The 14,324-nt window shown below is 41.7% G+C and carries 10 protein-coding genes and 1 tRNA gene; 2 read left to right on the forward strand and 9 right to left on the reverse strand.

All coding sequences use genetic code 11. The features are described from left to right. Positions 1-185: 185 nt before the first annotated feature. From H8716_RS09335 to H8716_RS09365, 7 genes are all read right to left on the reverse strand, one after another. Positions 186-2,210 (reverse strand): beta-galactosidase, encoded by a 2,025-nt coding sequence (locus tag H8716_RS09335; RefSeq protein ID WP_249308393.1) that lies wholly within the window; start codon positions 2,208-2,210, stop codon positions 186-188. A gap of 27 nt (positions 2,211-2,237) precedes the next feature. Next, positions 2,238-3,002: a TraX family protein gene (locus tag H8716_RS09340; protein ID WP_249308395.1), complete on the reverse strand. Its 765-nt coding sequence runs from the start codon at positions 3,000-3,002 to the stop codon at positions 2,238-2,240. Positions 3,003-3,018: 16 nt separating this feature from the next. Beyond that, positions 3,019-3,873, reverse strand: a complete 855-nt coding sequence (locus H8716_RS09345; protein ID WP_249308397.1) for a sugar ABC transporter permease — start codon at positions 3,871-3,873, stop codon at positions 3,019-3,021. Then, positions 3,873-5,333, reverse strand: a complete 1,461-nt coding sequence (locus tag H8716_RS09350) for a carbohydrate ABC transporter permease (RefSeq protein WP_249308399.1) — start codon at positions 5,331-5,333, stop codon at positions 3,873-3,875. The genes H8716_RS09345 and H8716_RS09350 overlap by 1 nt, the downstream gene beginning before the upstream one ends. A gap of 127 nt (positions 5,334-5,460) precedes the next feature. Continuing rightward, positions 5,461-6,726 carry an extracellular solute-binding protein gene (locus tag H8716_RS09355; RefSeq protein WP_249308401.1) on the reverse strand — a complete coding sequence of 422 codons (1,266 nt, stop codon included), beginning with the start codon at positions 6,724-6,726 and terminating at the stop codon, positions 5,461-5,463. Positions 6,727-7,041: 315 nt separating this feature from the next. Then, on the reverse strand, positions 7,042-8,049 hold the full coding sequence (locus H8716_RS09360; protein WP_249308403.1) for a LacI family DNA-binding transcriptional regulator: 1,008 nt from the start codon (positions 8,047-8,049) through the stop codon (positions 7,042-7,044). 75 nt (positions 8,050-8,124) lie between these two features. After that, positions 8,125-8,667, reverse strand: coding sequence for an HD domain-containing protein (locus H8716_RS09365; protein ID WP_249308405.1), 543 nt, complete (start codon positions 8,665-8,667; stop codon positions 8,125-8,127). A gap of 198 nt (positions 8,668-8,865) precedes the next feature. On the opposite strand from H8716_RS09365, the gene H8716_RS09370 reads away from it, so the two are divergent. Continuing rightward, positions 8,866-10,233 carry an MATE family efflux transporter gene (locus H8716_RS09370; protein ID WP_249308406.1) on the forward strand — a complete coding sequence of 456 codons (1,368 nt, stop codon included), beginning with the start codon at positions 8,866-8,868 and terminating at the stop codon, positions 10,231-10,233. 97 nt (positions 10,234-10,330) lie between these two features. Here the strand turns inward: H8716_RS09370 and H8716_RS09375 are convergent. After that, positions 10,331-10,415, reverse strand: a tRNA-Leu gene (locus H8716_RS09375). 69 nt (positions 10,416-10,484) lie between these two features. After that, on the reverse strand, positions 10,485-12,215 hold the full coding sequence (locus H8716_RS09380; RefSeq protein ID WP_249308408.1) for a hypothetical protein: 1,731 nt from the start codon (positions 12,213-12,215) through the stop codon (positions 10,485-10,487). Positions 12,216-12,437: 222 nt separating this feature from the next. On the opposite strand from H8716_RS09380, the gene H8716_RS09385 reads away from it, so the two are divergent. Beyond that, positions 12,438-13,865, forward strand: coding sequence for a GGDEF domain-containing protein (locus H8716_RS09385; RefSeq protein ID WP_249308410.1), 1,428 nt, complete (start codon positions 12,438-12,440; stop codon positions 13,863-13,865). The last annotated feature ends 459 nt before the right edge of the window (positions 13,866-14,324 follow it).

Below are 14,324 nucleotides of genomic sequence, written 5' to 3' on the forward strand. Positions count from 1 at the left end.
CTTATCTTTTGTGTCTTATCCACTTGTCAGCTGTATTTTTCTCTGTTTTTATCTTTTGTAAGCTATAATTCACTAGCCCTCCTTGGCATCATTATAACAAAGTTCCTACTTAGATCCTATTATATTTTTATAAAAAAAGCAGAAACCCGACTCTGCTAAGCCAGTTTTCTGCTTTCTCATCTTTCTTATTTTGTTATTTTCGCCACTGCCAGTCCGTATACTTCCAGCTTTTCTTCCCCGCTGCCATACAGCCAGGATGCTTCCTTTTCCGGTACCGGAATCTGTACCGCTTCTGTTCCAAAGTTCTGATACAGGTAATATCTGGCTTCTTTGCTTTCTCTTACGGTGATCTCCAGCGTATCTGGAATATCACCTTTTACGCCACAGCTAATTTGATTTTCTTCCAGTACTTTTTTCAGGAAATCAGCAAAAAAATCTTTGTCTGCATCAGCTGCAACATACCAGGCTCTGCCCTTTCCATATTCATTTACAGTCAGTGCCGCATATCCTGCATAGAAGTCTTTTCCGTAGGTCATCAGGCTCTTTGCTCCCCGCAGTTCCACCAGGTCACACAGGTATTTGCAGGTATAAGTCTGATCCAGCCCCAATTCGTTTCCTTCTGCCGGAACGAAGGTGTTCTCTTCCCAGTCATAGAGGCCGTCAATCTCCGTGCTGCGAATTCCCAGTACGTCCATCAATCCGTGTGGAGTACCTTCCAGATAGCAACGGTCAGTATCATCTGCGATTCCGGACCAGTAACTGGTAATCAGAGTACCGCCATTCTCTACAAAGGTACATACTTTTTCTGCAAATCCTTCTTTGAACATATAGACCATCGGCAGAACCAGTATTTTATATTTTTCCACATCACAGGTCTGATCAATGAGATCCACACTGATGCCCTGTTTACGGAATCCCCTGTAATACTTCAGTAAGTTTTCCAGATAATGCAGTCCTTTATTTCTTGGCCCCTGGCTGTCTTCCATCGCCCACTGGCTGTCCCAGTCGTAGATCATAGCTACCGGACTGTCCATGGTGGTTCCAGCCAGTTCCTTCAGTTCTTTTAAGGTTGCTCCCACCTTGGATACTTCTTTGAAGACTCTGGTGTCATTGCCTCCATAATGATCAATGACTGCTCCATGGAACTTCTCAGAAGCGCCGCGGCTCTGACGGATCTGAAAATACAGTGCACCTTCCCCTCCATGGGCAATTGCCTGCATGGACTGAGCAAAAAGCATACCCGGTTTCTTTAACTTGCTGACACTCTGCCAGTTAGTAGAAGTCGGACAGGATTCCATCTGGAAAAATGGTTTGCCCTTCAGGGAACGCATCAGATCATGGCACATTCCATTATCATAAGCAGTATCAATCACTGCCTCTTTATGCCAGGTCGGATAGGTATCCCAGGATACCACATCGATCTCTTTTGCAATCTTAAAGTAATCCAGACTTCCAAAGTAATGCATCAGGTTGGCTGTCGTTGGAAGATCACTTCCGCCATCACGAACCGCTGCAATCTCTGCATGAATAAAATCTGCGGTCTGATGTGTCACAAACCGTTTCCAATCCAGATTCAGTGCATGAAGCTGTGTCTCACCGATCTTAGACGGTGCTTCAATCTGATTAAAGCTGTTATAAGTATGGCTCCAGAAGGTGGTGCACCAACGGTCATTCAGATTCTCAATGGTCTGATATTTTTTCTTCAGCCATTTGCGGAACGCATCCTGGCACAGCGGACAGTAACATTCTCCGCCATATTCATTGGAAATGTGCCACAGAATCACGCCTGGATGTGTAGCTACTTCCTGCGCCAGTTTTTTATTAATCGTATGTACTTTTTCTCTGTATACCGGAGAGGTATAACAGTGATTGTGACGGAAACCAAAATGATTTCTGTGACCGGTCTCATCCACACGAAGTACCTCCGGATACTTATCCGCCATCCATTTCGGACGCGCCCCGGACGGAGTAGCCAGGATCGTACTGATCCCTCTCTGATACAGCTTATCAATGATCTCTTTCAGCCATTCCAAATGAAATACTCCTTCTTCCGGTTCCAGTGTGGACCAGGAAAAAATGCCAAGGCTGACGACGTTACAGCCGGATTCCTCCAGCATATCCAGATCCTTTGCCAGGATATCCGGGCGCTTCAGCCACTGTTCCGGATTGTAGTCGCCGCCATGAAGTAATTTATCCGTTCTAAATTCCATAATTTCTCCTTTATAATGTCATCACCCTTACGTCAGATATCTTCCAACTGCACCTAATACCAGCAAATGCAGGGGATAAAACGTGTAATATACATATTTCGGTATCCGGTTTTTCCGTTCTCCGTTATAACACCAGATGCCATAGAATGCGATCGGCCCTGTCACATACATCAGACTGATCATGCAGCCAAGTATGGTTTTTAACACATTTCTGGTATCAAATACATAGAACACAGCCACCAAAAGTACCATACACAGCCCGTATTCTGCCCGGATCATGCTGACCCAGATCACCGCTGCCAGCACTACCAGCACGCGAACCAGTGTTCTTGCTGTTCCAGACATCTCTTTGAACATATCCAGGCATTTCAGCATCATCAGGCAAATACAGGTTCCGATCAGTGCATTCTGACTGGACATATCCAGAAGCTTTCCGCTCATAGCCCAGTCATAAGGGATCTCACTGATTAATGCAGTTACTCCCATTGCCAGCAGATACTTCCGGTAATCTGATGTATTTTGAAACCCTTCCACCAGCAGAAATGCGAATACCGGTATTGCCATGCCGCCGATGAGCTGCATCACCGATCCCATCCCTGCCAGTGTCATCAAATGGGAATTCTGTGCCATGGCCTCATTTAATCCGGCCTGTGTATACTGATCCAGATGAATCAGTCCCTTTTCAATAATCACAATTCCTATGGACTGAATCAGCATGACGATACAGGCAAACATCTTCAGCCCATCAGCTGTAATATCCGGTGTCTTCCAGACAAACTCTCTTCTTCCCATTTCAATGCTCCTAATCTTAACCTTTTACTGCTCCTCCGGTGATTCCTTCCACATAGAACTTCTGCATAATCATGAACAGAATGGAAATCGGAATAGATACCAGCACACCACCTGCACAGAACTGGGTAAAATAAGAATTAATCAGACTCTTATCCAGCATCTTGTACAGACCAATGGCAACGGTATACTTGGAAGAAATACCTGCATTTAAAATCATCTTTGCGTATACAAAGTCCATCCACGGTACCAGGAAACTGCTGATTACCGTATAGACTACGATCGGACGGCTCATCGGCAATACGATCTGAAAAAAGATTCTTGCCTCGCTGCAGCCATCGATTCTGGCTGCTTCGCAGAGTGCTCTCGGTACCGTATCAAAGAATCCTTTTGCAATCAGATACCCCAGTCCTGAGGATGCGGAATATACCATAATCAGTCCGACATAGCTATTAGTCAGATTGAAAGATTTCAGTGTAAAATATACTGCGATCATAGCCAGCATACCTGGAAACAGGTTCAGGATAACTGCCATGTTCATCAGTGGTTTTCTCATCTTAAAACGCATCATGGAAGTAGCATATGCTACCATCAATACAAACATGGTAGAGATTACACAGGTAAAGCATGCAATGATAAAAGTATTTAAAAACCATTGTGGAAACTGTGATACAGAGTCCGGATGGAACAGCTTCTGATAATTCACAATGCTCCATTCCTTCGGGAAAAAAGTACTGGTATTCATTCCGCTGTAGGCACTAAAGGAAGTGCACACCAGCCAGATAATCGGAATCAGCCAGAATAAAGCCAACACCGCAATGAGTCCGTTATGCAGTACAATTGAAGATGTACGACTGTCTTTCATCTTTTTCATTATTGGTATGTACCCTCCTTATCTCCTTTGATCATCCGGTTAAATGCAACCAGTGTGAAGACTGCACAGATGATAAACACAATGATACCAATGGCGGATGCCATCTTGTAGTTGTAGTAGTCCTGAGTCAGACGGAACAGCCATGTTACCAGAAGATCTACTTCTTTTGCCTGTGAATTGGCCATTGCCTGATTCGTTGTGGTGTATACATCCTGTGTCAGCAGGTAAATAACGTTAAAGTTGTTGATATTTTTTACAAAGTCAGTAATCAGTGCCGGTCCGGTTACAAACAGCAGATACGGCATAGTGATTTTCCGAAAAATCTGGAACTTGGTCGCACCGTCCACTCTGGCACTTTCCAACTGGTCAGACGGCAGGTTCATCAGCACACCGGTAGCAATCAGCATCTGATACGGTACACCAATCCAGATATTAATCAGAATGATCATAACGTGTGCCCAGCCCGGAGCAGATAAGAACGGAATATAACTGGTAGATACCAGACCAATACTTCTCAGGAATCCGGTCAGTCCGATCGTATTGCAGATGGTATTGACAATACCACCGTTTGAGAAGAAGTTACGTACCAGAAGCAGGGATACGAACTGTGGTACTGCAATCGTTACGATAAATAAAGTTCTCCACATCTTCGGCCATCTGGTTTTCTTACTATTCAGTAACAGGGAAAGTAAGATACCGCCAATGTATGTGGTGAAGGTTGCAAAAAATGCCCACACAAGCGTCCATCCCAGAACTCGCACAAACGCATATCCGAATGTGGTGGTCAGTCCGCCACCACCAAACAGGCTGATAAAGTTATTCAGTCCCACCCAGGAGAAAAGTTCCGTAGGAGGCATATGCTGCTGATCGTAATTGGTAAATGCCACAAAGATCAGAAGCAAAATCGGAATCAGTGTAAAAATAACGACTCCAAGAACCGGAAGCGTTAACAGTGTAATATGAAACTTCTCTTCTACTAATGATTTCAAATCTTCCCGGAAAGTATTGATATGCTGTCCTTCTTCTTCCATTTTCTGGAGAACATAGGCATTTATTATATTTTTAAACCAGACCACTGCAGCTGCCAGCCACACAACAAAACTGAATAATGAAAATAACAGAATCGTAAACGAGTTATCGTAATTATTAAATTCACTTTTCATCGTCTTCATATTAAAGACTTTTTCCATCTTTACAGTACCAAGACTGCCAATCTTCGGTACATACTGCATAGCAAATTTTACAGTAAATGCAATGATCGCGATTTCCAGAATCGTCATCAAAACTGCTTTTACATACTGCTTACGCTTTGCATATCCCGCGCCCATCCAGAGCAGAGACAATTTGACAAACGCATCACCTTTTACAACCGCTGTACCAAAGTCTCTGAAAAAGCTTCCGATAGCCTTCCCCAAACTTCCAACGGCTGATGCTGCAGAATTTTTCTCCTGTGCTGCCATTCCTTTTCCTCCATTTTTCTCTTTCCTTAAAATAGCCCACATGCACTTTCACGCATATGGGCCATTTGTATGTTCTTATCGATTCATCAGCATATTCACATATTCTGATCGTCTGACACAATATGCATTACTCTACAGAAGCAGTCACACCTTCTACCAGGTTATCCAGTGCTTCCTGAATTGCTGCATCATCATCTGCTGCCAGAGTTCCCTGTGCAATCAACTCACCGAATGTCTGAGACGGATCCCAGTATTTTCCGCCTACCTTCTGTGCCTGCGCATATTCAGACTGCTGTGCCAGCGCTGAAAGTGCAATATTTTCTTTGATCGCATCAGATGCACCTACATTTTTATTGGATGGACCACTTTCACGTTCATCAAAGAACTTCTGCTGAGCTTCTTCATTTGACAGATAATCAGCGAGAAGCACTGCCCATCCTGAATTTTCAGAATATCCGTTTACACCAATATATTTGTAACCTGCTACAGATCCCTGTTGAACTTCCTGATCACCTACTGTGAAAGTCGGAAGCTTGGTTGCTGCATATCCGTCTCCGAATACTTCCTGTGCTGTCATGGCATCCCATGTACCGGATACGCATGCTACAAGATTACCGGATGCCAGCTGATTTGAGATATCACCATCCGCAATTGCCATAAATGCAGGACTGCCTGAGATAGCCAGCATACCTTTTACCACGTCCACACCGGTATATCCGTCTGCGCTGGTACCGTTCCAGTCGATTGCAGTTGTTCCGTCATCATTTAACGCTGTGGTAAATCCTGCACCATAGAAGAAGGAGGCATTATACCATCCTGATGCCAATGTCATACCTACTTTCTTTCCTGCTGCATCGGCGGCTTCCAGAAGACTGCTCCAGCTTGCCACATCTTCTTCACTGAGAACAGATGCATCATAATACAGAAAATATCCGTTATCTGCTGCTCTTGGGAATGCATACAGTCCGCCATCGATGGTTGCTGCATCAATAGAACCTTCCACATTAGCATCTTTCACATCATCAAGAGTTTTTCCTGCCATCTGAAGTACTTCTGCGTAATCATCCAGTTTCAGAAGTGCACCTGCTTTTATCAGATCAGTAATCTGGTCATCTGCAAATGCATAGACATCAGCAGCTGCTTCTACGTCAGTTAAAACGGTATCCTTGGCTGTGGATTCAGATTCTACACCGATCTGAATATCAAATGTCTGATCTGGGTAAGCTGCCTGGAAATTATCTGTCAGTTCTTTTAACAATGTCTGATCTTCCTCTGCACCCCATACAGTTAAACTGATTGTCTCATCCTCTGCACTTACCAGTGTTCCAAAGGATACTGCCATTGCTGCTGCCATTACCGGCAACATTACTTTTTTCACGGATTTCTTCATCATTCTTTCCTCCTGATATTCTTTTCAAGCTGCGCATATGTAATTATTACTGTTATAATTACTGTTGTCGTCACAGCGCATTTTAAGTTTGCGCAACCGCTTGTTCATGTTTTTAGTATATTAAATAGTCACCTTATTGTCAATTGTTCACTATTCTCTAATTTTTACTCATTTTTTATTGCATATTGCACAATTATCTTTTCATGTTATTTTGTTTTTGCGCAATCGATTGTTCTTTACTGTTTGTCACGTAACTTTACGTTTTCAACAAAAAAGAGCATCTCGTACATTTCTGCACGTTATGCTCCATGATGTCCGTTACTGCGTTGACTCCCGCAGCACGACCTGATAATTTAATGGCTGTGTCTCTTCCTCTGTCTCTTCGCCCATCATCTTTAACAGCTTCTCTGCTGCCATTTTTCCCAGTCTGACCGTATCGAACTTCACACTAGTAATCGGTGGATTATTGTATTCCAGACTCTTACTGTCATACAGGCTTGCCACCCGTACCTGAGACGGAATCGGAATCTTCCGTTCTCTCAGGCTTCCGATGCACATGCTGCAGATGGCATCGTCCATACACAAAATTCCATCTTCCCCCTGTTCCAGGGCCTGTTTTACAGCCTCTGAGACCTTTGTCTGATTCTCGCAGTTCATAAAGATCATGTCTTCATTTACCAGCCTGCCTGTTTTTTTATGAGCTTGCAGATATCCCTTATATCGGCTCTCTGTCACACTGAATGACTGATTGCCACCCAAAAGTGCCAGTTTCTGTACGCCTTTCATCAGCATAATGCTGGTCAGTTCTTTGCTGGCTTCCAGGTTCTTGTTGTCCACATAGGTAATCTGTGGATCTTCTTCCGGTCCAATAACCACAAATGGTTCCTTACAGCTTTTCAGATAATCCTGCGCCATGGAATGCTCTACTGCACGGCTCAGGATCATACCATCCACTTTTCGATTCGCCTCTAACCTCTGAATCTGGGACAGGTCATCTCCGTCTATCATAGAAATAATCACATCATAGTCATGACCGGATGCCACCTCGCAGATTCCCTGCATACAGTCCTTAAAAAAAGGAAATTCTGTCACTGCATAATCCTTTGGCAGCAGCAGCGCCAGATTAAAAGTTTTCTTCTGTGCCAATCCCTTTGCCATCACATTCGGACGGTAGTCATGCTTCTCAATAAACTCTAATACTCTTTCCCTTGTAGCCTGCCCAATACGCCCTTTTCCTGAAATTGCGCGAGATACTGTAGTCTTACTGACCCCCAGTTCTCTGGCAATATCATCAATCGTATAGACTTTCTTCTCTTCTGTTTCCATAACAACACCCCAATTTACGCAACCGTTTGTTCATTACTGATAAGCATAACAAATTGAGGCTTGAATAACAAGTGGTTATTTCACCCCATAATACTTTTTGAATATTTCCAAATACTCCTGCTCTACTTCTCCAAATGGCTGCACGGTATAATCCAGTTCAAAATGAAGTTCCGGAGCTTCTCCTCCCTGTGGTTCATCCAGCAATTTCGTCATATCATACCATAACAGGTCATCATCAATTTCTTTTATCTGTTTTTGTTCTTCTGCTGTCAGATCTGTACCAAGATATCTGGTGTAGACCATACTCAGAAGTGTCTCTTCCTGACAGATATACTCCTGCATCGTCTGCTTAAAAGGACGTGGCACATCAGACATGTAACATTCACTGGCATCATGAAGAAGACAGGCCAGCACGATTCGGTCAGAAAGTCCACGTCCTGCTGCCTCTTTTGCACAACAAATACAATGCTGTCCCACTGACCAGAACGTGGTCACATGCCCGTTTCCGCGGCACAAAAGAGATAACGCATGTGCAATATCTTCAATAACGATTCTCTCCGGATCCGGATGTACCGGATCAAAATGTTTTCTGGTGTAAGTTGTAATATAACTGCTCATGATATGTTTTCTCCTTCTGCAACATGATTCACTATAGTTTTTATTGTACAGAAAATATCCTCATGAATCAAGTCACCCAGTGAACAGTAAAAGAGTGTCCAATTCGGTACAGAATAGATCAGAAAGATTGTTTTTATATCATAAAAATGTTATGATCGTGTTGTATAAAATTGTAAAAAAGATTTGAGGATAAATATTTTGGACGGAAATTTAACAAAAGGGCCGATTCTAAAGACCCTGACAAAACTTGCGATTCCTATCATGGCATCGTCTTTTCTCGGAACATTGTATAATATTACAGACATGGCATGGATTGGACTTCTTGGATCAAAAGCCGTAGCTGGAGTAGGTGTCGGCGGCATGTTTACCTGGTTCTCTCAGGGGTTGTCTTCCATTGCCAGAATGGGTGGACAGGTGCAGGTAGCCCAGTGTATTGGCAGCGGGGATAGGGAAAAAGCTCATAAGTATGCTCAAACAGCTGTACAGATAGCACTGTATATGGGATTGATCTTTGCACTCTTCTCTCTGATTTTTGTCCGCCAGATGGTGGGCTTTTTTAATCTGAGTGATGCGGAAGCCTATAATGCTGCCATTTCCTATACTCAAATTGCATGTGGGCTGATCGTCTTTTCCTTTATGACCATCACACTGACTGGTCTCTATACTGCACAGGGAGATTCCAAGACACCATTTGTTGCGAATCTGGTAGGACTGGTAACAAATATGATTCTGGATCCACTATTAATTCTGGGGCCGGGTCCATTGCCAAAACTTGGCGTCATCGGTGCCGCAATTGCCACTGTTACAGCCCAGTTCATTGTCATGGGTATCATGATACTTGGAATTATCCGGTCAAAAAAAGAGAATGTGCTAAAAGGAATTCACCTGATTGGTGGAATGTCCACAAAATATCTGAAAGGTATCTGCAAAATTGGTATTCCAACCGGAATTCAGGGCATGGTATACTGTATGATCTCTATGCTGATTACCAGGATGGTATCTGGATTTGGAGCTGAAGCAGTCGCCACCTTACGAGTTGGTGGCCAGATCGAATCCGTATCCTGGAATACCGCAGATGGTTTTGCAGCTGCTTTAAATGCATTTACTGCCCAAAACTATGGAGCTGAAAAAATAGATCGTGTCAAAAAAGGATATCGAGTTTCACTTTTGACCGTAGGTATCTGGGGATTACTGATTACCTTAATCTTCATTTTTGCGCCAACCCCAATTGCTTCTGTCTTCTTCCATGAACCTTCCGCTATCGCGACTGCTATAAACTATCTGGTTATCATCGGATTCAGTGAAGCATTTTTGTGTATAGAACTTACTACCATTGGAGCCATATCAGGACTTGGCAAAACAAATCTATGCAGTATCATCAGTATTCTCTTTACGAGTTCAAGAATCCCATTAGCTATGATCCTTGGAAATACTTCTTTAGGACTGAACGGTATCTGGTGGGCATTTTCTTCTACTACCATTGTGAAAGGAATCATTTTCACAGGAACCTTCTTCTGGATCACAAGAAATGGACGGTTGCAAACCACCCTCTCCTCAAGGCAGTGATTTCATGTAATCATGGAATCACGGTTTTACAAAAAAAGAAGGAGCATCGCTTCACTGATTCATCAGTGTTTTGCGACGCTCCTTTTCATTTAAAAAATGCAGGAGATGGGACTTGAACCCACACGGTCTTAACGACCACAGGCACCTGAAGCCTGCGCGTCTGCCAATTCCGCCACTCCTGCATGATTCTTGGTCACTACTGCAACCAAGAACCAATTATACAGATTCATATCACTTCTGTCAACTGTTTTTTATTTTAATTGAATCTTTTTTTTCAAAATATTGCCGTAGCTATAAATATTTCCTTTTTCGCTATATGTCTGCACAGTCAGTGTTGTACTTTTTCCTTTCTTTCTTCCTCCGATTGAAAGATTTATGGTGTATTGGTTTCCTTTTCCTGCTACCAGATGTCCATCGATTTCCATCTTATGGTTTGCCGGCAATTTTTTCTTTAAAGTAACCGTTACCCGATATCTGGTATAATAACTCTTATACCATTTTCCACTGGTTGAGGAATAACTCATCCATTTCCAGCTATAATCTTCTTTGACATTAGATACCTTTATGGATTTTACGTCTGGTTTTGTATTTTTCTGTGTCTGAATACTTCTGTAAAGTGGTTTTCCCTCTATCCATTTACCATCAGACCGTTTAGCAGCTTCTGTCAGTTTGAATTCATAACGTGTATTTGGTTTCAGTTTTTTCACAATTACAGAATCATTACTTTGCAGTTTCTGTTTTATCCATTTATTTCCGGATTTCAGGTACACATTCACTCCATGGGTTCCTGAGGCTCCGCTGCCTCTTACTCCATAGAACTCTATCTGGTTTGGATATACATAATATTTATAAACACTCGGGGTTCCTGCTTTTGCAAATACTGAAAATCCCTTGGACTGCAATCCATTTGACGTTTTAACCTTTATCGTATTATTACCTGCAGTATAGCGATAACCTTTATAAGTTATCGTAAATGTTGCTTTGTTTTTTCCTTTTACAGCGCCCTTAATCTCATACATATCAGAACGAATATTTCCACCCACCAAAATATTGGAAAGTTTGTCATCACTATTTGCAGGTATCGTAGCTGCTGTAAATGTAAATGTCTTTGGGTTTCTTGTAATTCCAGAATCAATCGTCAGTTTATTTGTGTTACAAGTCAGCGATACTCCGGTTGCCGGAATATAATTTCTGCCTCCCAGCCGGAAACGATAGGATGCATACATTCCCGGAGATTTACGGAATCCAACTGCTATTACATAGGTTCCGGGATTAAGCCATACGCTGCCTCTCTTCTCAGCATTGTCAGATGTCAAAGTCAGCAGAGGTGACTTCATTCCAGTGTCATCTTTTCTGTATATACTTACATGAACTTTTTTTCCTTTTTCACCTGCAAGTGATATCGTCTGCTGACGCCGTTCTTTTGTAGTAAAGGAAAAATATCGTGCATACTGATATATTCCACCGCTGTCTCCTGAACGTATCACCCCCTTCTCTTCACTGTTCACAGCAATTTTTTTTGCTGACTTAAATGTTTTTCCACCGTTCTCTGATACAGTTGCCTTCGAAGTTGTCACTCGAATACTGGATTCACCTGCATAGTCTGATCTGAACAAAAATTCTATCGTTTGTTCTTCTCCGGGTTCCATAACAATATACCCGCTCATCTTTCCTGACACCATAAAATCATTCCATGAGAACTGTTCTAATTTGTCACTCGGATATGTTTTTGTCCTGACTGTTTTTACAGTAATATCCAGCTTCATTTTTCCAGATGTTGCGTTTTTAATTACTACTTCTGTCGTGCTTTTTTTGTATTCCGAATTAAATATTATGGAATAATTCTTTCCATATTCGTTACAAATGATATTCTTCGTCTGGGCAGCAGCCGGAACTCCCCATGCCAGCAATCCGATAAACATCAGTATTGTAAGAAACATCATTTGTAATTTTCGTTTGCCAATCACTGCTTTCGTGTACATACTCATATCCTCCCTTCATATCGCATATACAGTTTTCTTGTTATATTATAAGAATATGCCAGAAAACAGCCTCATTACTATCCTAAAATTAGTATGCTTTTTGTAAATATTATCGGATCAGTGGTCCTATAATTTTTGACATTCGTGCCATATTATGATAAAAAATACGTATCTAAAAGGTTTTCTGTGGTTTATCTGCAAAAAGCATGATAAAATATATACATGAAAAAGAAAAAACTCGCTTTTCTGGCTTTTGTAATCATCGCGGTTGCATTATTACTTGAGGCCGGAATTTTAAAATCTGTAAATGACAGCAACACCTATCAGATGTCAGAAGTACTTCTTGATCGTGTAATCACCGTGCTCAATAAAAATGATGAGAATGAAAAAGGACTCATTGAATCGCTAAAGGACGATTATATAATAAGAGCGAAAGCTGCATCATATATCATAGATGCAAAACCAACGGCAGAGCATGATGTAGAAGAATTGCAGAAAATAGCAAAGTTGATCTCCGTAGATGAGATACATCTGATTGATAAAAACGGATATATCTATAGTGGGTCTATGCCAAAATACTATGGCTACAATTTCGACTCAGGAGAACAGATGTCATATTTTAAGCCAATGCTTACTGACAAGGATCTTACCATGTGTCAGGATGTCACGCCTAATACCGCCGAAAAGAAAGAGATGATGTATGCCATCACCTGGAACGAAGCCGGTACAAGGATGATTCAGATAGGCATCGAACCGACACGCCTTCTGCAAGAGTTAAAGCAGAACGAAATCTCTAATGTCGTAAGCGCCATGCCACTTTATAAAGGAATTGAAATTTTTGTGGCAGATGCCGGGACAAAGATTGTAAAAGGAGCCACCGACCGTACCTGGATCGGAGAAGTACTCGATGATCTTGGTATCGCAACTGATAGAGTAAATGACAGCAAGACAGTCACTTTCCACACAAAGGTAAATGGAAAACTCTGCAGGTGTTTCCTGTGTCTTGATGATACATATATCATTGCCGTTACTATGGAAAGTTCCTTTTATCTAAGGAATAATATATATGCTGTATTTATAGTTGGCATATATCTTGTACTGGCATCCTGTTGTATGGTATATATGCTCTCACGAGTTCTGAAAGAAAAATATGAAAAAGAAAAACTGATCTATACATCAAACACCGATGAGCTTACAAAATGTTTTAACAGGCATGCTTATGAAACAGCCATACACAGTCTTGATCTTCATAAAGAATGGATCTATATTTCCATGGATATCAACGGTCTCAAACACGTAAATGATTCTCTTGGACATGCCGCCGGAGATGAACTTATATGCGCAGCTGCAGATTGTATGAAATCATGTTTTCAGAATTATGGAAACGTCTACAGAATCGGTGGAGATGAATTTGTTATTATTATCACCGAGAAAACGGATGTTCTTCCAAATCTTATCACAAACTTTGACCAAAAGTCTGCCAAATGGAGAGGCGAACTGGTGGATTCTATGAGTGTCTCATACGGATACGTTTTTAGTTCAGAGAAAGAATGGAACGGAATCTATGACATTGCAAAGGCTGCAGATGCGAGAATGTACAAAAGTAAATCCTGCTATTACCGCAAAAGCGGCATAGACAGAAGAAGATAACCCGTCAATTATACAAAAATAAGCCCGATCGATTCTTTTTTCTCTCGATCGGGCTCTTAATGAATTTCCAGCAATTTCATTGTCTACACCTTCGGCTTTCTTAGATTACGATTTTTAAATTAAGTTTTTGTTGGACCGTACCTCCAATTCTTAGATTTTCATTTTGGTCTTGTCCGTTATGGATCTCTGCCTTTCATATGAAATCATCTCCTTCATTTACATTCAATGACTTTTTCTTCCAATTCATTGTTCTATCTATGTAAACTCTTTTAAGAGATTTTTTCTTTGGGTTAAGATTTATGTTGCCATTGGACTATACCTCTTTCTTAGATTTTGGTTTGATGGGAAATTTACTTATGCCATCGGTCCGTCCTCCTGATATCTAAAGAATTCAGATTTTCTACTAACTTTTTCTTCTTATTATTTGTCGGAATAAATTTCCTTTGCTTTTGTTAGTTC

Origin of the sequence: Jingyaoa shaoxingensis (assembly GCF_014385005.1) — a bacterium.
GTDB classification, from domain to species: domain Bacteria; phylum Bacillota; class Clostridia; order Lachnospirales; family Lachnospiraceae; genus Marvinbryantia; species Marvinbryantia shaoxingensis.

Coding starts and splice junctions, on each gene's coding strand:
- H8716_RS09340 (WP_249308395.1), bottom strand. CDS start 3,002: ATGGGAAGAAGAGAGTTTGTCTGGAAGACACCGGATATTACAGCTGAT.
- H8716_RS09365 (WP_249308405.1), bottom strand. CDS start 8,667: ATGAGCAGTTATATTACAACTTACACCAGAAAACATTTTGATCCGGTA.
- H8716_RS09345 (WP_249308397.1), bottom strand. CDS start 3,873: ATGAAAAAGATGAAAGACAGTCGTACATCTTCAATTGTACTGCATAAC.
- H8716_RS09355 (WP_249308401.1), bottom strand. CDS start 6,726: ATGATGAAGAAATCCGTGAAAAAAGTAATGTTGCCGGTAATGGCAGCA.
- H8716_RS09335 (WP_249308393.1), bottom strand. CDS start 2,210: ATGGAATTTAGAACGGATAAATTACTTCATGGCGGCGACTACAATCCG.
- H8716_RS09380 (WP_249308408.1), bottom strand. CDS start 12,215: ATGTACACGAAAGCAGTGATTGGCAAACGAAAATTACAAATGATGTTT.
- H8716_RS09350 (WP_249308399.1), bottom strand. CDS start 5,333: ATGGCAGCACAGGAGAAAAATTCTGCAGCATCAGCCGTTGGAAGTTTG.
- H8716_RS09360 (WP_249308403.1), bottom strand. CDS start 8,049: ATGGAAACAGAAGAGAAGAAAGTCTATACGATTGATGATATTGCCAGA.
- H8716_RS09385 (WP_249308410.1), top strand. CDS start 12,438: ATGAAAAAGAAAAAACTCGCTTTTCTGGCTTTTGTAATCATCGCGGTT.